A 20,065-nucleotide genomic window follows, 5' to 3' on the forward strand; every position below is an offset into this window, starting at 1 on the left:
ATCTAGTCCAGAGGATAGATAGGAGCAACCTTCTGCCTACTTTAGGGCAAAATTTTGCTCTCTACACTTAATAACGAGGTATCGTAATCACGACCCTCTATAAAAACTACTCTCTGTGAACCTGGAGTAACAGAGCGGAAATTACTAGATTCAGGGCAATTTTCGCGACATACGGTCAATGTAGGACATCGAATGGCAGTGAGCGTAGAGTGGGTTCTTCTCGGTGCAAACATCCTTGCGATCGCAGGCAATATCGCTTTTTTCACCGCCGTGTTGCGTCGCTTTAAATGGCGCTCACCCGTCGGCAAATTTTTGATAGAAGCCCCTGAGCCACGTTTGGAGCAGCAGATGCAAGCAGCCCTCTGGCGGCAATCCACCGTCGTTGAGGCAGCGCTAGACGGCATTGCTATCTTAAATGAACACGGTCAGTTTCTCTATCTCAACGATGCTCACCTTCGCATGTTTGGCTACCTATCAAAGGAGTTGGTTGGCAAAAGTTGGAAAAAACTCTACTATCCCGAAGAAATTAGCCGAATTGAGCGGGAAATCGTTCCTCTTCTCCAGCAGAACGGGCAGTGGCGCGGCGAAGTCGTCGCCAAACGCCGAGACAACAGTACATTTTTTGAGGAAGTGTCGCTCACGGTAACTGAAACAGGGTTTATTAGCGTCTGCCGGGACGTAACCGAACAAAAGCAAGCCGAACTTCGCCTCCGGATCTTAGACCGAGCCATTCGGGCTAGTAGCAATGGCATTATTATCACTGACTCCACCTGTGCTGATAATCCGATTATCTATGTCAACCCTGGTTTTGAGCGGATGACGGGCTACTCAGCAGACGAGGTAATCGGTAAAAATAGCCGCATTTTGCAAGGCGGTGAAACAGAGCAGCCTGCGATCGAGCAACTGCGCTGCGCGTTTCAAGACGGGGAAGATTGCACCGTCACCTTACGAAACTATCGCAAAGATGGCTCTTTGTTCTGGAACGAGCTTTCCATTTCTCCGGTTTTAGATGCGGCAGGGCAGGTCACTCACTATGTGGGAATTCAAGCCGACATTAGCGATCGCAAGCACGCTGAAGAAGCCTTGAAACGGCAATATCAACGGGCACTCTTGCTCAAGCAAATCACCCTAGAAATTCGCCAAAGTTTAGACACGCAGCAGATTTTTCAGACGGCAGCTACGCAGGTCGGTCATGCCTTTGGGGTCAATCGCTGCCTGATCCATGCCTATGTGTCTACCATAGACGACGCGATCTTGACAGAATTTGAATCTTTGCAAGGCGAAACCGAGTTTCCCAAAATTCCCATTGTGGCAGAGTATCTAGAGCCAGGGTGGAGCGCCATGACCGGGTTAACGGTGCCGATTGTTGGCAATCCCCATGTCGAGACTCTGCTGATCACCGATAGTGCGATCGCATCCCCCAATGTTTACACCGAGCCGTTGCTGCGCGCTAGCCATGCCATTTGCGACCAGGTTTCTCTCAAATCTATGCTGGCCGTGCGAACGTCCTACCAGGGCGAACCCAACGGTGTCATTTGCTTGCATCAGTGCGATCGCTTCCGCCACTGGAGCCAAACCGAAATTGAACTGTTTGAAGCCGTTGCTGATCAAGTCGGTATTGCCCTTGCCCAAGCTCGGTTGCTCAAACAAGAAACTCTGCAACGGGAAAAGCTCACCGAGCAAAATCTCGCCTTAGCCCAAGCAAAACACGCCGCAGAAGCCGCAAATCGAGCAAAGAGCGAGTTTTTAGCCACCATGAGCCACGAAATTCGTACCCCTATGAATGCCGTGATTGGCTTAACAGAATTGCTGCTCGATATGGATCTCACCCCCCAACAGCAGGACTTTTTAGAAACTATTCGCAGTAGCGGAGATGCGTTGCTCACCATCATCAATGACATTCTAGATTTCTCAAAAATTGAATCAGGCAAGCTAGACGTCGAGCAGCAGCCGTTTGACTTACAAACCTGCCTCCACGAAACCATTGATTTAATGGCAGCTAAAGCGGCTGAAAAACAGATAGAGATTACCTCTCAGATTTCTCCTCAAACCCCAGCAACGCTTGTGGGTGATGGAACTCGGTTACGCCAAATTTTGGTGAATTTACTCAGCAATGCTCTTAAATTTACGGATCGAGGGCAGGTTCAGTTGACCGTTGGCATTTTTCAACCAGAAAATGGGGTATCTAGACCTTGCAACTACTCCTCAGAACACTGCTCTGACCCCAACCATCAGTCTGCCTTTCATCTGCTGTTTGCCGTCTACGACACAGGTATCGGCATCTCCCCCCAGCGCATGGAGCGCTTATTCAAGTCGTTTAGCCAGGGAGACTCTTCTACCAGTCGGCAGTATGGTGGAACCGGACTGGGGCTGGCAATTAGCAAACGCTTGAGCGAGATGATGGGCGGGCACATGTGGGTTGAAAGTCAGGGCAGAATTGGCGGTGAGCCACCAACGGGCTTTACCCCAAAGCGATCGCCAACGGCTCAGGGTTCAACGTTTTACTTTACAGTCTGCTCGGCTCCGGCAACATTGCTTTCTGTGCCCATCACGTCTCATGCTGAAAATTTGACCCAAGCCAAGCCGATCGCCCCTTCGCAAAACAATACTTTAGAGATCCCTACCCAGGCGCTACAAAAAGGATTCACCCCACCCAGCACCCTGCGTATCCTGCTGGCAGAAGACAATGTTGTGAATCAGAAAGTCGCGCTTCACCTTCTGCAACGGTTGGGGTATTGTGCAGATGTTGCGAGTAACGGTCTGGACGTATTAGCCGCGCTCCAGCGCCAGCCCTATGATGTTGTGTTGATGGATGTGCAAATGCCGGAGATGGATGGACTAGAGACCACGCAGAAAATCTGTGCAGAATGGTCGTCTGACACTCGTCCGTACGTGATTGCTATGACCGCTAATGCCATGCAGGGCGATCGCCAACTTTGCCTTGATGCAGGCATGAATGACTATCTCAGCAAGCCGATTCGGATAGAGGCGCTCATGGGTGCTTTGCGTCAATGTCAGCCCCGTGCTTTGCTCTTGGCACCCCCCCATGAAGATCCCCTCAATCGCAGTGCTTTAGCAGAAATGCGCGGTTTGGCGGCTGATCGAGGTACGGAGATTTTCACGGATGTGATTTCTTGCTATCTCGATGAAGCCCTTCAACTGGTGAAACGGATTGAATGGGCGATCGCGCAAGGCGATGCTCGCAGCGTAGGGCAAGCTGCTCATACGCTGAAGTCTAGCAGCGCTATGGTCGGAGCGATGGGGTTAGCAGACTTATGTAAAGCGTTGGAAACCTGCGCTCGTGTGGGAAATCTAGATCAGGGTGCCCCCAGTGTCCGTCTACTGGAGGCTGAATACGATCGCGTTCAAGCCTTGCTAACCATGGAACTTCAGCAATGCCAGAGATAATCCCCTCAAATCACAATCCTCCTCTAATTCTGGTTGCCGATGATGACAAGATGACTCGGATCGGGTTGCGACAGGCAATGGAGCAGGAAGGCTACCAGGTGGTCGAAGCGAATGATGGAGAGGCGTGCCTAGCAATCTATGCGCGAATGCGCCCAGATGTGGTTTTGCTGGATGCCATCATGCCATGCAGGGATGGCTTTACCTGCTGCGTGCAAATCCAGCGGATGAGTGGCGGAACGCGGACGCCCGTGTTGATGATTACAGGTTTAGAGGATCAAGAATCTGTGGATCAAGCGTTTGCGGCAGGAGCCGTCGATTACATCACGAAGCCAATTCATTGGGCGGTGTTGCGCCAGCGAGTGCGGCGGCTGATCCAACAGGTCAGGCTTTATCAGCAGTTGGAGCAAGCCAATCACGAATTGCAGCGCCTCGCTTCGTTTGATGGCTTAACTCAGGTGGCAAATCGGCGACGGTTCGATGAATATTTGCAGCAAGAATGGCAACGAATGCTGCGGGATCAGACCTCGCTTTCGCTGATTATGTGTGATATTGACTGTTTTAAGCTGTTTAACGACACCTACGGGCATCAAGCTGGTGATGATTGTTTGCGGCAAGTGGCAAATGTGATTCAGAATGCGGCAAAGCGATCGCTAGATCTTCCGGCTCGCTACGGGGGCGAAGAATTTGCCGTGATTTTGCCTACTACTGAGCAAGAAGGTGCCATTCAGGTGGCTCATGCAATTCAGGTTGGGGTGAGAGAGCTTGCGATCGCGCACACTAGCTCGAAGGTCAAATCGATTGTGACCGTCAGTTTAGGTATAGCAACGGCGATTCCTAGCCCAATTACATCGCCAGAGCTACTCATCACAGCGGCAGACAAGGCATTGTATCAGGCGAAAGATGAAGGGCGCGATCGCTACTCTACTTGCGTCAGTTAGCCAGGAACAAATCGTCGCGATTGAGCATCTTTTAAACTGTTGAATAAAAATTGTTTAACAGTCTATCGCGGTCAGAGCCTTAAGGTAAGTCATTAGATTAATTATTAGCAAAGCAATACTCTGACTAGCTGATTTTGATTCAGACAAGTACGGCTATCCAACTAAATTTGAGTGGGCAAACCGAACGATTCTCTTTTCACTAATCTTCGGAATAAGAAAAAGCAAGTTGGATCTTCTAATAGCGCTTCTCTAGCTTTAGAATGATGAAAATCTAAAAAATACTGAACTTTTCATACTTAAAAAATTACAGGAGTGCTGTTTTAGTAAATTAAGCTGACAGTAACTCCTGTTTTTATTTTTATTTAGACGATAGGAATCTGGCACAAAATAGAATGTGACACTTGCGAAACAGACCATTAGAAAAGTCAACTCAGACGCCAATTAGATATACCTGAGTTATGAGAAACACTAGCGTTTTTCAGTGATAAATCTAGACCTCTCCAGTTAGTTCAACAGCTTCTAATATCAAGTAAAGACTCCTTCGGTTCATTCAAAACTTCCTTGATTCAGTAGAACGTTTGTTGAAAAGCTCTGGAACTTTTCTAACCCATCTTACGACTCTTAAGTAAGAGAACAACAATCAATCTTAATTTCTCTAGGGACACAACCATGAAACTCTCTCTCAAGTCTTTCGCAACTCTTTCTACTGTTTCTGCACTCGTTGTTGCTCCCCTTTTCATGGGTGCAGGTTCTGCTTCTGCACAAGCAGTTCGCTTTGATGGTAGCTATGTAGGCGGCGGTATTGCGGCTGGCGTTACCAATGGCGGAAGAGACAATGATGCAGCAAACTTTGGTGGTAATATTCAGGGTCGTTTTGCTGTTCCCAATGCTCCCGTTTCTGTGCGCGGTTCAGTTCTTTTCAATGACAAAAATAGCACTGTAATTCCTACTTTGTCATACGATATTCCTCTTAGCAGAAATACCAATGTCTATGCAGGTGCAGGCTACTCGTTTGTACAGAACGATGGTAGACCCACTCCGTTAGGAAATAAAGATGCAGCAGTCATCCAGGCTGGTGTGGAATCCGAGGTTACGAGAGGGGTTATCATTTACAGCGATGCGAAGTATGGTATTAACGCTTACGAAGGCAGCGGCGCAGGTGCAGTAAGCTTGCAGGGCGGTGTTGGTCTCCGCTTCTAGTTTCAGGTTTACCTTCAAGCGAGTGAGCTTTTTAGGGACGCGCTGATGATGTGAATGAATACCGTTACTAAGTTGAAATTAGCTTCTGGCTTGATGGGTCAGGAGCTATTTTTTTATAGGTTTCCTGTCTTAAGGGAGAGGTTATTCAAACGCGCAGTTTGTAAAGATTAATGCAGAGACTGATTGAAGCAAAAATTTCAGGTGAGCGGTATTTTGTGCTGATTCTTTTTGGAACAGCTTCTTTGAAATAAATGGTTTGAGAATTTTTTGAGAAAAGTACTTATTAGGCTGGAAGAATTCTAAAGTAGAGGGTAGTCATGGCTAATTTAGTTAAAGATAGAATTTCATCTGATTTGAAACAAGTCAAAGAAGTGGGGCAGCTTCGCCGCGATCGCATCCGCGACATTATTCAAGGGGCGATCTCCCAGGTGATGTTGGAAGTGAAAGGTGGAACAGGGGAGGTGCGATCGCTGGTCAAAGACGCGTTTTCCTCAGCCGTTGAGAGCATTCAGGAAAACGGTTCCCAAGTCAAAGAAGAAGTTGCTGCCTCAGTCGAAGGGGTCGTCGAAGGCATCAGCCGTGCTCGCCACAAGCGCATCGCTGAAACGGAAGCTGAAGTCAATCGTTTGCAAGCTCAGCTTGACGAGCAAGAAGGTGAGCTTGAACGAGATGTAGAAGAAGGTCTGGCTGGGCTAAAAGAAGCTGGAAACGACCTGTCGGCAGACCTGCGAGAACAGATCGAAGCCGCGATCGCTGCGATCCGCGATAGCGAAGAGGCGTCTGTGTTGAAACGGCAATACGCTCAGTTGCAAGCACAAGCCGCAATTCTTCGTGCCAATCTGGCGGCTCGTGGGGATGATTACCACACCCGTGCTCAAGCTTACTTAGATGATGCCAAGCGATGGTATGACCAGACCCGCCCGCAAGCGGAAGTGATGAAAACTAAAGCAGATCAAAAAGCGATAGAGTTTGATGCCAAGTTGGGGGAAGCGGGAACTGCATTGGCACGCCGGGAGAAACAAGTTCGGCAATTACTGCGGGATTTGCTCAAGCAAGCAAGCGAGGCGCTTAGAGATGACCAACCACAAGAAAACCGCCCTGTTGCCGGAGAACTGCCGAGTTCTCAGCCAACATCTTCAAGCGATCGCGTTGAGCGATCAGATAGGGCGCACGATAAAACTTCCTAGCGCCTCTCTAGCAGTGCTTGCCTTACCGTTGTCTGAATGGAAAACCTATCGGTTGTTGCACAGGATTTCATAATGCCAAAATGCCAAATTGTGGGCTAATATTTCGCAATGTTAAGCATTGTTTCAACCGCTATTTAGCCCTCATCTTCGCTCATCTCGCCAGGCTCAACTCTGAGGGATAAGCGGAGGCAACTGCTAGCATCCTGAAACCTATCGTCACATCTGTGATCTTGCCGTTTCTCTCAGTTAACTCTCTGACCCGAATGCGGAGGAACTACCTTGTCCAAACTCATTTCAGTTTAAGAAATTGAGTAGCCTTTTGCTGAGTGCTTTGCGGCTTTTGCATCTCCCTCTCTGGACAGAAGAATGGCGAAAGATGAAAAACTATAAATATATGTAAACAAAATTCATGTAAACAGATTTTGCAGAGATTGCGATCTTGACTCAACTCTAAAGTTAAGCGAAACTGACAGTTAGTTGAGGAGCACTCTTATTAAGCGTTAAGTTGTGTAACGTTTTAAGAAAATATAGCTGGATTGCTTTACGAAATGTGAACATCGCTTTGGTTAAGGCGTCGCTCATTTTTCGCCGATCCGGTTTCTGTCCTTGTTTTAGAAACAGGTAATCTTAGGCAACCAGCATGGAAACGTTAGAGTTTGTGATCTATCCAGATGGTCGGGTTCAAGAAAAAGTAACTGGCATTGTCGGTGCTTCTTGCGAAGAAGTAACGGCTGCGATCGAGGCTCAACTTGGTCGAGTCATTGCTCATGAGCCAACCTCTGAATATTTCGCCCAGCAAACCATATCTCCGTCTGAGACCGTTAACACTCAAGCAACTTTTAGCGATTGGTAGTTTTTTGATCGATTGCAGTTCAATTCGTAGCGATTGCCATGTCACACTTTAGCCAAATTAAAACTCAAATTCGGAATCTCCCTTCCTTAAAGGCTGCCCTTAGCGATTTGGGCATAGACTGGAAAGTTGGTCCTTGCTCTGTTCGCGGCTATCGCGGACAAACCCAAACTGCCGAAGTCGTTGTTGAGCAAGACAATGGCTATGATGTCGGGTTTGCTTGGAACGGTCACGAATATGAATTAGTCGCCGACTTGCAATACTGGAAGCAAGCCAGTTCGGTCGATCGCTTCCTCAGTAAAATTACTCAGCGTTATGCCTACCACACGATTGTGAATGAAGGTTCCCAGAAAGGCTTTCAGGTTGCTGAGCAAAACACTAACCAAGACGGTTCGATTCGCTTAGTTTTGCAACGCTGGAGCGCATAATGCCTATTTCCTCCCAGCAGCCTGATCCTTCTAGCGATCGCACTCCTGATTCCGAACGGACAGGTCTTGAACCCGAACTGGGCGGTTTTTTGAGGGATGCTGAAGAGCGTTCTGGTCTAGAACCGGAGTTGGGAGGTAATTTACGGCAAAAGGGCGTCTACGTTGATGAAGTTGTTTGTATCGGTTGTAAGCATTGTGCTCACGTTGCCCGAAACACCTTCTACATCGAGCCTGATTATGGGCGATCTCGCGTCATCAGCCAAGACAGTGATTCTGAAGAACTGATTCAAGAAGCGATCGACACCTGTCCCGTAGATTGCATTCACTGGATTGAATACACAAAACTCAAGCAGTTAGAAGAAGATCGGAAATATCAGGTGATGCCTGTAGTTGGGTTTCCGGTTGAACAGGCAATGATTGCGACGAATCGCCAGCGCCAGAGATTAGCCCATAGAAGAAAGCGATAAGCTAATTTGTTTGATTAAGCCAGCCTGAGCCAACATAAGTTGCTGAGGCTGTTTCGTCTGTTTATCAATCAGTCATTCTTCCGTTTCCACCGGCAATTCTGGCTCTGGCAAGCCTTCGTCTGTGGCGATTTCGGTTTGCCGCACAAACGGTAACTGTGCTCCCTTTAACCCACGCACAATTCGCTCAGGTGTCTCTTCAAATAGCACAAATATCGGGTAGAGTTTATCTGCGCCTTCGTTCAAAATGTGCTGATATCGAGACGGCAACACCCACTCGTAGTCTTTACCCAACATAACTTGGGTACGTCGCCATCGTCCCAATAAATCTGAGAAGTCTTCGTCGGGGCGGTGAATAAAAATAAAAATTTCTTTGCCTGTTTTAATTTTCCACTCTGGATCACACATCAAAATCGCGACTTCACAGGGTAGCAAAATAGCTGTTCTAGAAGTTGCACTTATGGCTTCATTCTGTGATGTAGTTGAGTCACGGATGCGGGCGATCGGCAGAGGAATGGTGATCACACTTTCCTCCGGTCGGCGCATACTGGGCAACATTTCTAGATAGGTGCGGTAATGCTTGAGGAGCGCGATCGCAGCGGATGCTTGGCTATAAGTAGCAAGTAATTCCTCATAGTAAAGCTTCTGACTAGTCATCTTTCAATCCGAATCTCGACACCAAAATTTGACAGAAATACTTAACCCAAATCAAAGGTCAGAAGCACCAAGATGCCAGCAGGTTTTGCCGTTGGTCGGGTGCTTCTGACCTAAGGGAGACTATAGGATAGAAAGCGTAAGGTTGAGGGTGACAGCTTAGCCCAGCGTCTCAAATACTTTGAACATCGGCAGATACATCGCCAGCAAAATACTGCCGACCATGATTCCAATCACCAAAATCATGATCGGTTCCATGATACTGGTCAGCGCTTTCACCGCCTGTTCTACTTCATCTTCATAAAAGTCGGCTACTTTCATCAACATCTTGTCGATTTCACCAGTTTCCTCACCAATGCTGATCATCTGAATCGCCATCATGGGAAAAACTTGCTCTTTTTGCAGCGCGATGCTAATCATGCCGCCAGTCTGAATTTCTCGACGGGCTTCATCGATCGCATTAGCGACAATCTGATTTCCAGCCGTGTCACGCACAATTTCTAGGCAGGTCAAAATGGGGACGCCAGAGCGAGTCAACGCCCCAAAGGTGCGGCAAAACCGAGCCGTTGCAGTTTTTTGAATCAAATCACCAAACAGGGGCATCTTGAGGAAAAAGCGATCCATCGTTTCGCGCCCTACCCGTGTGCTGTAATAGCGCTTGTAGGCAAACATCACGATCGGAACTAGAATCACAATAATGACAGCGTTTGGACTCCGCAAAAAATCACTGATGGTCAGCATCGCTTGAGTAAAGGCGGGCAGTTCCGTTCCGATTTGCTTAAAAATTCCAGCAAAAATAGGAATCAAAAAGATTGTCATTGCCAGAAAAATAATCAGCGCCAGCGACCCAACTACTACCGGGTAGGTCATTGCCGACTTAATTTGGTTTTGCAACCGCGCTACATCTTCGAGGAGCTTGGCAAGCCGGTTTAACACTTCATCTAGCACACCGCCCACTTCCCCAGCTTGAACCATACTCACGTACAGACCATCAAAGCATTGAGGATGCTTCCTCATGGCATCAGAGAGGTTTGTTCCCTGTTGCACATCGCTGCTAATGTCCATTAAGGCATTTTTCAGCTTGGGGTTGGTGCATTGTTCAGAAAGGACGCCCAATCCTCGCACCATGGCTACACCCGCGTTAACAAGCACCGCAAACTGACGCGAGAAAACCGCTTTATCCTTGACCGAAACTTTAACCATGGAGGTCTGAAATTTCTTCAGGTTCACTCCAGAGTTTAGTCCTTTATTCTCTGCAAGCTCTTGGACAAACAGACCTTGTTCCCGCAGCGCAGAGCGTGCCTCTCCTAGAGATTCGGCAGTCACTTTCTCTTTTCTGGCGTTTCCTTTGGCGTCTCGAACACGGGCAAGGTAGGTAGGCATGGTCTAGCTCTGAATGAAGGATGATCGTGAGTAGAATAGCTGAGCCGCGATCGCGACAGCTAACGGACTTTTCTTATAGCAAGAGAAAGATAAATTAGCGCGTTGCTCTCAGGAGAAATAGTGATTTTTGATACCCAAAATGTGATCTGTGAACCCTAGAGGATCGGCTTCTACCGAATCCGCGATAGAAGCGATCGCTCCAGACTTACCGCTTCATGGCGGCATTAGCAGCAGCAGGGTTGCCGCCAATCAAACGCTGAAGCTCGTCAGGGCGAGACGTTTTAGACATTGCCGCCTCGAAACTGATGGTTCCAGCTTTGTAATAATCTGCCAGCACTTTCTCTAAGGTCTGCATTCCTAGCTTTCCGCCTGTCTGAATGGCAGAGTAGACTTGGGCTGTCTTGCCCTCTCGAATCAGGTTTGAGATAGCAGGCGTCACGATCATCATTTCCTGCGCCATCACCCGACCGTATTCACCTGGTTTCGGATTTTTCTTAGGAACTAATGTTTGGCTAAAGACCGCCACCAGCGAGTTAGAAAGCTGAACCCGGACTTGGGTTTGACGTTCCGACGGAAACACATCAATGATCCGGTCAACGGTCTGCGCCGCCGAACTCGTATGAAGGGTTCCAAAGACTAAGTGACCCGTCTCTGCCGCAGAAATCGCTAGAGAAATGGTTTCTAGATCCCGCATTTCCCCCACCAAAATGATGTCTGGGTCTTCGCGCAGAGCCGCTTTGAGGGCATTGGCAAAGCTTTTTGTGTCTTCTCCCAACTGGCGCTGGTGGACTAAGCTTTTGATCGGCTCATACACAAACTCGATGGGGTCTTCAACCGTCAAAATATGCTCGGCACGAGTGCGGTTGATCAGATCAATCATGGCGGCTAGGGTAGTGGTTTTCCCGGAGCCTGTAGGTCCTGTAACCAGAATCAAGCCTCTGGGCTTCTCTGCCATTTCCCGCACCACATCTGGCAATCCTAGTTTTTCAAAGTTAGGAATTTTAGAACTTAGCGCGCGCAGGCAGGCGGCATAGGTTCCCCGGTCTTTATAGACGTTGACCCGAAAACGGGCTAACCCTCTGACACCATAGGAACAGTCAAGCTCCCAGTTTTGCTCCAAGTTCTTGCGCTGAGTGTTGTTCAGCATGCTGAAAATAAGGCGCTGACATTCTTCAGCATTGAGGACTTGATCGCTCACAGGCTGGAGGTGCCCGCTAATGCGAAAGTAGGGCGGCAATCCAGCCGTCAGATGCAGGTCAGAGCCACCCATTTCGATGAGTTGCTCCATCAAATCTTCAATCATCAATTCCATGCGGCTTGCTCCTTATAGTGCTGAGAAGAATTGGGCGATCAGGGCAGAGCGCACCTCTGCTAGAACCGCAGTCGGGTAGGGGCTACTTCGGGAGTTAGTCTACCCATCGATTTGGGGAAGCGCTCAGAACCGTTACTTGGTTTGAGCGATCGCACCAGAAATTTCAAACTAACCGCCCAAATTAAGCGTTAGTCTTGAAAGCGAGGAGTCATGCAGTAAGGACACTCCAGCCATTCTTGATGGAGTTCTGCACTACAGCACCGACAGGTCAGCGACGATTTGCGTTTGGCTCTGAGTTCGGCTTCTAAACCCGTATCGGTAAACGTCACCCGCTCGATTTCTTCTAAGGTAGATAATCCTTCCCGGACGAGGTTCAAACTATAAGCCAGCAAGGTTTGCATTCCTTCTTCGACTGCCACTTCTTTGATTTGCTCGGTGGGTGCGCCTTGGTTGATCAAGGTTTGCAGGCGTTCTGTGACGCGCATCACCTCATAAACGCCCAAGCGCCCTTTGTAGCCGACTCCGCCACACTTTTCGCAAAGCTGACCTTTTGCCCGTGCCTCCTGAATCTCGTGGGCGTGCAGCGTATTGGCTTTGTAGAGCGTCAATTGGGCATCGCGAGAACTAGTCAAGCCAAAGCGAGAGAGTTCTTCTGAGCTAGGGGTGTAGGGGACTCGGCACTGCTCGCAGACACGACGCACCAGCCGCTGAGCCACGACACCAACCAACGCACCCGATACCATAAACGGCTCGACCCCCATCTCATCAAGACGTGCGATCGCACCTGCCGCATCGTTTGTGTGAAGGGTGGTCAAGACCAAGTGCCCGGTGAGCGCCGCTTCGATCGCAGTTTTGGCAGTTTCTTTATCGCGAGTCTCACCCACCAAAATGACGTCTGGATCTTGTCGCAAAAAGGCTCTCAAGATGGCAGCGAAATCCATGCCTTTTTCGCGAATCACCTGCACCTGAGTCAACCCTGGCAGCGAGTATTCGATCGGATCTTCTGCGGTACTAATATTGACACCTGGATCGTTGCGCTCTGCCAACGCTGAATAGAGCGTCGTTGTTTTGCCCGATCCGGTTGGTCCTGTCACCAAAATCAGCCCAAACGGACGCTTCACCATGTCCTGAACGGTTTCTAACGACAGGGGATCGGTGATCAGCTTATCGAGACCTAGCTGGGTCGCAGAGTTATCCAAAATGCGGAGAACCACTTTCTCGCCATAGCGACTTGGTAACGTGTTCACCCGGAAATCTACTTTCCGACCGTCATAAATTCGTCGAATTCGCCCGTCTTGCGGGGATCGACGCTCGGCAATGTCGAGTTGCGCGATAATTTTGAACCGGGCAACCACCGCCGGAATAATTTTTTTAGGAAACGGATCAAATGCCTCCCGCAAAACGCCGTCTTTCCGGAAGCGAATTCGCAAAAACTCTTCTTGCGGCTCAACATGAATATCTGAAACGCTCATCTGGAGCGCTTTGATCAGCACCTTGTTGACGAGGGCAATAATCGGAGCCGCGTCTGCATCTGCCGATGCGTCGAGGTCAACTTCGTTATCATCCTCTGCTTCTCCGAGCGATTCTAACCCTTCTAAATCGGATTGGACATCGACTCTCGACTGCTCTTCTAGCTGGCGATCGCGGGCAATGCGATCGTCAAGATAGGTTGACATCAGCCGTTGATAATCTTCTAGCGTGATCACCAGTCGCTGCAACCCTAGCCCTTTTGGGCGCAAGATTCGATTTAACTCGTCTTGAGCCGCAAGATTGTCTGGATCAACCATTGCCACCAGCAAAAAAGGCGGCTGAGTATCGCCTTGGGCTAGCGGAACCAGATGATAACGACGGCACAACTCAATGGGAATCAGGCTATCAATGAGTTGACCAACTTGATTTTCAGAAACCTGGTTGATTTCGGGATCGAGCGACTCAACTCCGTAGAGAATCTTGAGTTCAAACAGTTGTTGCTTCTTGTACTGGCGTAGCAACTCCGGAGAAAGCTGCTGTCCGGTCAATGCCTCTAAAACGGCGGTGAGCGGTTTGCCCGATTTTCGGCTCTCAATGAGCGCTTGATGCATCTGCTCATTGTTGACATAGCCCGATTGAATAAGTTGATTCCCGAAGGGAGAGAAATTATTTTGAACGACAAGTGCTCGGCGCTGAGAAGAGGAGTTAGTCATGGCTGCTGAACGAAGGATGTCCTTGTAGGGAATATTCCCTAAAAATCTTGGAAAGGTGCGATCGCTCTCTTAATTCGGTTCATCAAAGCTTTATAAAGCTCTCCGTAGTAACCGCTTTCAAGGCAAGCATCCCTGTGCTTTCGTAAGCACTGTTTCCTATTTTTTTAGCTATCCTTCTTGGGTCAGGGCTAAAACACCTCAGCCATACGCTGGGGAGATCTTGGGGACTTTGCACTCTGCCGCCCAGCGCCGCCTTGGTGATCTCGTAACTCTCCGTCTCTGAACTACATCAAAATGGTGTCAGCAGGATATGATGCTTAACGGCTTAGTAAGACGATAGCGACTTGAGACAATTCGCTAGGATAAGTAGAAGGACTAGCCAACGCTAGCGTTGTTTACAGGGGATTAGCGCAACAATGATCGAGGAAGAAAAGCAAGTAGACCCAACTCAACCTTTATCGTCGGCAGAAGCGTCTGACATGGAGGACGCTCCTACCGTTACTGCGGAGACTGGTGCCGAGACCAGCGCAGACGCGCAGGCGGCTGAGACATCATCGGTTGAGAACGACTCACCGGATAGTGTTGCTTCAGCCGAGACCGATGATACAGATTATGAAGCCGCGTTCATGGAGCTTCGGTCGAACTATGCTGCCAAAGAGCGGGAAATGGAAGCGCTGAAGATTCAAATTGAAGACCGCAGCAGCCAGTATATGAGAATTGCAGCAGACTTCGAGAATTTTCGGAGACGGACGCAGAAGGAAAAAGAAGATTTAGAGCAGCAAATTAAGTGCAACACCGTGAATGAGTTGCTGCCGGTGGTGGATAATTTTGAACGGGCGCGATCGCACATTAAGCCGCAAACCGACGCAGAAATGGGCATTCACAAGAGCTACCAAGGCGTCTACAAAGATATGGTGGATCGCCTGAAAAAGATTGGCGTTGCGCCGATGCGAGCGGAAGGCAAAGAGTTTGACCCCAACCTGCATGAAGCGGTGATGCGAGAGCCGACCAACGAGTATTCGGAAGGGACGGTCGTAGAAGAGCTAGTGCGGGGCTATATGCTGGGCGATCGCGTTTTACGTCATGCCATGGTTAAAGTTGCTGCCCCGGTAGAAGACGAATCATCCGCAGAGTAAGCCTTTGACGCTTAAACGGCGAGCCGTTGAGCCGCAATGTCAGGAGATTTATCAGAAGATTCCGCATTTCTACGTGATTATACCCTTTGAAATACGGAGTATAAAGGACACTGGCGATGTAGACGTTATGAACAATCCGGATCAGGGCAACCTTCGGATTAGGGTGAATCAGCTAACGTAGCTTACTTACGTAGTGCTGATTTCTACCGTTATTTCTGTCACATTGCCTTACAGTTCACCTGCGTATCTTCTACCGCCGCAAGCTATGGGAAAAGTCATTGGGATCGACTTAGGCACGACCAACAGTTGTGTTGCCGTTTTGGAGGGTGGACAACCCGTTATCATCGCCAACTCAGAAGGGGGACGGACAACCCCTAGCATTGTGGGATTTGGCAAAGCGGGAGACCGGCTTGTCGGTCAGCTTGCCAAGCGTCAGGCTGTCACCAATGCAGAAAACACCGTTTTTAGCATCAAGCGCTTTATCGGACGGCGCTGGCAAGATACCGAGATCGAGCGATCGCGGGTTCCCTACAACTGTGTCAAAGGCAAAGACGATACGGTAGATGTCCAGATTCGGGGACGTAGCTATACGCCTCAAGAAATCTCAGCCATGATTTTGCAACGGCTCAAGCAGGATGCTGAAAACTATTTAGGGGAACCCGTGACCCAAGCCGTGATCACGGTTCCTGCGTATTTTAGCGATGCTCAGCGTCAGGCAACCAAAGATGCCGGTACGATCGCAGGCTTGGAAGTCCTCCGCATCATTAACGAGCCGACGGCGGCGGCGTTGGCATACGGCTTGGAAAAGCAAGACCAAGATCAGTGCGTTCTGGTGTTTGACTTGGGCGGCGGCACGTTTGACGTATCTATTCTCCAACTAGGGGATGGTGTATTTGAAGTCAAGGCAACCTCTGGCAACAACCACTTGGGCGGAGACGACTTTGATGCCTGCCTAGTGAACTGGATGGGGGAGGCGTTCAAGCAGCAAGAAGGCATTGATTTAGCCACCGACAAAATGGCACTGCAACGCCTTCGCGAGGCAGCCGAAAAAGCCAAAATCGAGCTATCTGGAACCCTCAGTACAACGATCAATTTACCCTTTATCACCGCCGATGAAACCGGACCAAAACATTTAGAAACCGAGTTGACTCGCGCCAAATTTGAAGAATTAGCAGGCAGCCTGATTCAGGGAACCCTTGAGCCGATGGAGCAGGCGCTCAAAGACGCGGGGCTAACCACCGAAGATATTGATCGGATTATCCTGGTGGGGGGATCGACTCGCATTCCAGCCGTTCAAGAAGCCCTGCGGACGTTTTTCAATGGAAGAACCCCCGATCGCTCTGTGAATCCTGATGAAGCAGTAGCCCTAGGGGCGGCGATTCAGGCTGGCGTGTTGGGCGGCGAAGTTAAAGATTTGCTGTTGCTAGACGTGACGCCGCTCTCGCTGGGGATCGAGACCCTAGGAGAAGTGTTCACCCGAATTATGGATCGCAACACCACGATTCCGACTAGCAAAACTCAAGTCTTTTCGACTGCAACCGATGGTCAAACCTCCGTTGAAATCCATGCTTTGCAAGGAGAACGGGCAATGGCGCGGGATAATAAAAGCCTTGGAAAATTTCAGTTGACGGGAATTCCACCTGCCCCTAGGGGTGTGCCTCAAATTGAAGTATCGTTTGAGATCGATGCAAACGGCATTCTCAAAGTTTCTGCCCGCGACAAAGGCACTGGGCGCGCTCAAGGAATTGAGATCAGCAACACAGGCGGCTTAAGCCCCAGTGAAATTGAGCGGATGCGCCAAGAGTCGGAATTGTATGCCGATGAAGATGGTCGTCGTAAGCACCTAGTCGAGCTAAAGAATCAGGCAGATACCTTGTTCTACAGCTACGAGACCACCATGCGCGATAATGGTGAATTCATCAACGATGACTTGAAAGGGCAGGCAAACGAAAAAGTTGCAGAACTTAAAGCTGCGATCGCAGATCCTAAGATCAGCATCGATGACATGAAAGCTCGCCTCGATGCCCTCCAGCACACCTTGTTCACCATTGGTTCAGCCGTCTATCAAGGCGTTGATTTGGGCGGAGGGGCTTCAGGAACGAGTGCCTTCTCCCAATCTGCGTATGATGAAACTGTTTCCGCAAACCCTGCCCACTTTGATTTTGAAGAAGATGCAACGGTAACAGCAGATTATGAGGCCGTTGATTAAATGAGAATGTTAGGGTATTAGATATAGGGTTGTTTGGGAAAGTTTACTGAGCCTTCAACCCCAGCCTCCCAACCCCTCAGCCCCCTTACCCCCACCTAGCAGTACTCTATGGCTCGTGACTTTTACGAAATTCTCGGCGTTTCGCGAGATGCCGACAAAGAAGACCTCAAGCAGGCTTATCGTCGCTTAGCCCGTAAGTATCACCCCGACGTTAACAAAGAAGAGGGAGCCGAGGAGCGGTTTAAAGAAATTAACCGCGCCTACGAAGTGCTATCTGAGCCAGACACTCGCGCTCAGTACGATCGCTTTGGCGAAGCAGGCGTGGGTTCTGCTGGCGCGGGCGGTTTCCAAGACTTTGGAGACATGGGCGGCTTTGCCGATATTTTTGAGAGTTTCTTTAGCGGCTTTTCGGGCGGCGCACCAGGCACTCAAACCCGACGACGGGGCGGCCCAGTGCGGGGTGATGATTTGAGGCTCGATCTCAAGCTCGATTTTAGAGAAGCGGTATTTGGCGGCGAGAAAGAAATTCGGATTAGCCATTTGGAAACCTGTACAACCTGTAATGGCAGTGGCGCAAAACCGGGGACTCGTCCTCGCACCTGTTCGACCTGCACAGGATCGGGACAGGTGCGCCGAGCCACTCGTACCCCCTTTGGCAGTTTTACTCAGGTTTCGGTGTGCCCAACCTGTAATGGCACGGGGCAAGTGATTGAAGACAAGTGCGAGGTTTGTGGTGGCAATGGGCAACGCCAGGAAACCAAAAAGCTGAAGATTTCGATTCCGGCGGGGGTAGACAACGGAACTCGGCTGCGGGTGTCGGGAGAAGGAGACGCTGGGCAACGGAGCGGTCCGCCGGGGGATCTGTATGTTTATCTGTTTATCAATGACGATCCTGAGTTTCGACGAGATGGGATCAATGTTCTCTCTGACGTCAAGATCAGCTATTTGCAAGCCATTTTGGGTTCGCGAATTGAGGTGAACACGGTAGACGGGGCTGAAGAACTGGCGATTCCGGCAGGAACGCAACCCAATACGGTGTTGACGTTGGAAAGTAAAGGCGTTCCCAAGTTGGGCAATCCTGTCAGCCGGGGCAATCACTTGATTACGGTGTCGGTTGATATTCCGACCAAAGTAGGTACCGAAGAGCGAGAATTGCTGGAGAAATTGGCAAAGATTCGCGGCGATCGCATCGGTAAAGGTGGCGTTGAAGGCTTTATTGGAAAAATATTCGGCGGATGAGTACTCCACAGTCTACTCCTGATGTGCACATGGATCTGCGAGGAACCCCTTGCCCGATCAATTTTGTGCGAACCAAGCTTAAACTAGAACAACTGCCCTCTGGCTCCCTCCTAGAAGTGTGGCTCGATCCGGGCGAACCGATTGAGCAAGTTCCTGACAGTTTGGCAATGGAAGGCTACCAGATTGAAAGTATTGACGATCGCTCAGAGTTCTTTGCCCTCAGAATTCGGTGCTGAGCCGCCCCCTAATCAACCGATGAGCTTTGAGGCAAAAGACAGTGATCAGGTTCTCGCTGGAGATCGACTCTACCCCAATTTTGAGCCGCTTCAAGGTACTGTTGTCGCCGTTCAGGCAAATTATTACTGGGTGCGGCTACAGGAGACCGAGACGCCGATTTCTAGCCCACTGCTGCTGTGTACACGACGGACGCGGCTGAAGAAGATGGGGCAGCGCGTGATGGTGGGCGATCGCGTCTACGTCGAAGAACCCGATTGGGCGGGAAGGCGGGGCGCGATTTCGCACGTCTTGCCTCGGCAGTCAGAATTAGATCGTCCGCCCATGGCAAATGCCGATCAAATTTTGCTGGTGTTTGCGCTGGCTGAGCCAGAGATCGAACCTTATCAACTCAGCCGATTTTTAGTCAAAGCCGAATCGACAGATTTAGAGGTTTGTCTATGCTTGAGTAAAAGTGATCTGGTGCCAATAGATGAGCAGGCGCGGTGGCGCGATCGCATATCCACCTGGGGCTACGAGGTGACATTCCTCAGCGTCCATCAGGGCAAGGGGATTGCAGAACTCAATCAGCGCTTGAGCCACAAGATTACTGTTGCCTCCGGCCCGTCGGGGGTGGGCAAGTCTAGTTTAATTAATCACCTCATTCCCAGCGTTGATGTGCGGGTGAATGCCGTTTCTGGAAAACTTGCCAAAGGTCGCCATACAACCCGACATGTAGAATTGTTTGAACTGCCCCTGAGCGGTTTTCTTGCCGACACACCCGGATTTAACCAGCCCGATCTTTTTATTGCGCCTCAAGATTTGGCGAGTTGTTTTCCGGAAATTAGACATCGCTTAGCGGAGGCGACGTGCCAGTTTAACGACTGCTGGCATCGGGATGAACCAGGATGCGCCGTGCGGGGCGATTGGGAGCGCTATGAGCATTATTTGAGTTTTTTAGACGATGCGATCGCCTATCAAACTCACCTCAATCAGCAGAGCGATCGCGATGATGTTTTAAAGCTCAAAACAAAACGCAAAGGCGCACAGTATGAAGCTCGGTTAGATCCTAAAAAATATCGTCAAGAGTCTCGACGGATGCAGCAGCAGTCTCTTCAGAAGCTAACAGATGATATGAAAAATTTGATGGAAAATGAAGACAACGAAGGTTAAATTCAAAGGTTAAATCGGTGGCTGTTATGGTTAGTAAAAAGTGGGTCAGCACAATTTTTGTAAGACAAAATTTTTGTAAGAAATGAAG

The 20,065-nt window shown here is 49.5% G+C and carries 16 protein-coding genes; 12 read left to right on the forward strand and 4 right to left on the reverse strand.

Features of this window, described 5'->3' with window-relative positions:
• Positions 1-192: 192 nt before the first annotated feature.
• From GS601_RS01130 to GS601_RS01160, 7 genes are all read left to right on the forward strand, one after another.
• The gene (locus tag GS601_RS01130; protein ID WP_162421304.1) at positions 193-3,408 is read left to right on the forward strand and encodes a PAS domain S-box protein; all 3,216 of its coding nucleotides are present in this window, start codon (positions 193-195) and stop codon (positions 3,406-3,408) included.
• A complete protein-coding gene (locus GS601_RS01135; protein WP_162421306.1) occupies positions 3,396-4,346 on the forward strand; it encodes a response regulator in 951 nt (316 codons plus the stop codon). Before GS601_RS01130 ends, GS601_RS01135 begins: the two co-directional genes overlap by 13 nt.
• A 669-nt stretch (positions 4,347-5,015) precedes the next feature.
• Positions 5,016-5,546, forward strand: coding sequence for an outer membrane beta-barrel protein (locus GS601_RS01140; protein ID WP_162421308.1), 531 nt, complete (start codon positions 5,016-5,018; stop codon positions 5,544-5,546).
• 317 nt (positions 5,547-5,863) lie between these two features.
• Positions 5,864-6,733 carry a coiled-coil domain-containing protein gene (locus tag GS601_RS01145; RefSeq protein WP_202924767.1) on the forward strand — a complete coding sequence of 290 codons (870 nt, stop codon included), beginning with the start codon at positions 5,864-5,866 and terminating at the stop codon, positions 6,731-6,733.
• A 640-nt stretch (positions 6,734-7,373) separates the two neighbouring features.
• On the forward strand, positions 7,374-7,586 hold the full coding sequence (locus GS601_RS01150) for a DUF2997 domain-containing protein (RefSeq protein ID WP_162421310.1): 213 nt from the start codon (positions 7,374-7,376) through the stop codon (positions 7,584-7,586).
• 38 nt (positions 7,587-7,624) lie between these two features.
• Positions 7,625-8,011 (forward strand): DUF1257 domain-containing protein, encoded by a 387-nt coding sequence (locus tag GS601_RS01155; RefSeq protein WP_162421312.1) that lies wholly within the window; start codon positions 7,625-7,627, stop codon positions 8,009-8,011.
• On the forward strand, positions 8,011-8,478 hold the full coding sequence (locus GS601_RS01160; protein WP_162421314.1) for a ferredoxin: 468 nt from the start codon (positions 8,011-8,013) through the stop codon (positions 8,476-8,478). Before GS601_RS01155 ends, GS601_RS01160 begins: the two co-directional genes overlap by 1 nt.
• 72 nt (positions 8,479-8,550) lie before the next feature.
• Here the strand turns inward: GS601_RS01160 and GS601_RS01165 are convergent, their stop codons facing one another.
• The 4 genes from GS601_RS01165 to GS601_RS01180 form a co-directional block, all read right to left on the reverse strand.
• Complete coding sequence (locus GS601_RS01165; protein WP_162421316.1) at positions 8,551-9,132, reverse strand: hypothetical protein; 582 nt, start codon at positions 9,130-9,132, stop codon at positions 8,551-8,553.
• A 156-nt stretch (positions 9,133-9,288) separates the two neighbouring features.
• Positions 9,289-10,512 carry a type II secretion system F family protein gene (locus tag GS601_RS01170; protein ID WP_162421318.1) on the reverse strand — a complete coding sequence of 408 codons (1,224 nt, stop codon included), beginning with the start codon at positions 10,510-10,512 and terminating at the stop codon, positions 9,289-9,291.
• A 205-nt stretch (positions 10,513-10,717) separates the two neighbouring features.
• Positions 10,718-11,824: a type IV pilus twitching motility protein PilT gene (locus tag GS601_RS01175; RefSeq protein WP_162421319.1), complete on the reverse strand. Its 1,107-nt coding sequence runs from the start codon at positions 11,822-11,824 to the stop codon at positions 10,718-10,720.
• Positions 11,825-12,012: 188 nt separating this feature from the next.
• The gene (locus tag GS601_RS01180; protein WP_162421321.1) at positions 12,013-14,007 is read right to left on the reverse strand and encodes a GspE/PulE family protein; all 1,995 of its coding nucleotides are present in this window, start codon (positions 14,005-14,007) and stop codon (positions 12,013-12,015) included.
• Between the two features lie 416 nt (positions 14,008-14,423).
• On the opposite strand from GS601_RS01180, the gene grpE reads away from it, so the two are divergent.
• The 5 genes from grpE to rsgA all read left to right on the forward strand — a co-directional run bounded on the left by grpE (position 14,424) and on the right by rsgA (position 19,977).
• On the forward strand, positions 14,424-15,143 hold the full coding sequence (gene grpE / locus GS601_RS01185; RefSeq protein ID WP_162421323.1) for a nucleotide exchange factor GrpE: 720 nt from the start codon (positions 14,424-14,426) through the stop codon (positions 15,141-15,143).
• 265 nt (positions 15,144-15,408) lie between these two features.
• Entirely contained in the window at positions 15,409-17,352 is a 1,944-nt protein-coding gene (gene dnaK, locus GS601_RS01190) for a molecular chaperone DnaK (protein ID WP_162421467.1), read from the forward strand.
• Between the two features lie 108 nt (positions 17,353-17,460).
• On the forward strand, positions 17,461-18,591 hold the full coding sequence (gene dnaJ / locus GS601_RS01195) for a molecular chaperone DnaJ (RefSeq protein ID WP_162421325.1): 1,131 nt from the start codon (positions 17,461-17,463) through the stop codon (positions 18,589-18,591).
• Positions 18,588-18,827 carry a sulfurtransferase TusA family protein gene (locus GS601_RS01200; protein ID WP_202924768.1) on the forward strand — a complete coding sequence of 80 codons (240 nt, stop codon included), beginning with the start codon at positions 18,588-18,590 and terminating at the stop codon, positions 18,825-18,827. The genes dnaJ and GS601_RS01200 overlap by 4 nt, the downstream gene beginning before the upstream one ends.
• Before the next feature lie 19 nt (positions 18,828-18,846).
• Positions 18,847-19,977, forward strand: a complete 1,131-nt coding sequence (gene rsgA, locus GS601_RS01205) for a small ribosomal subunit biogenesis GTPase RsgA (protein ID WP_162421327.1) — start codon at positions 18,847-18,849, stop codon at positions 19,975-19,977.
• The last annotated feature ends 88 nt before the right edge of the window (positions 19,978-20,065 follow it).

The organism is Myxacorys almedinensis A, from assembly GCF_010091945.1.
GTDB lineage: Bacteria > Cyanobacteriota > Cyanobacteriia > Leptolyngbyales > Leptolyngbyaceae > Myxacorys > Myxacorys almedinensis.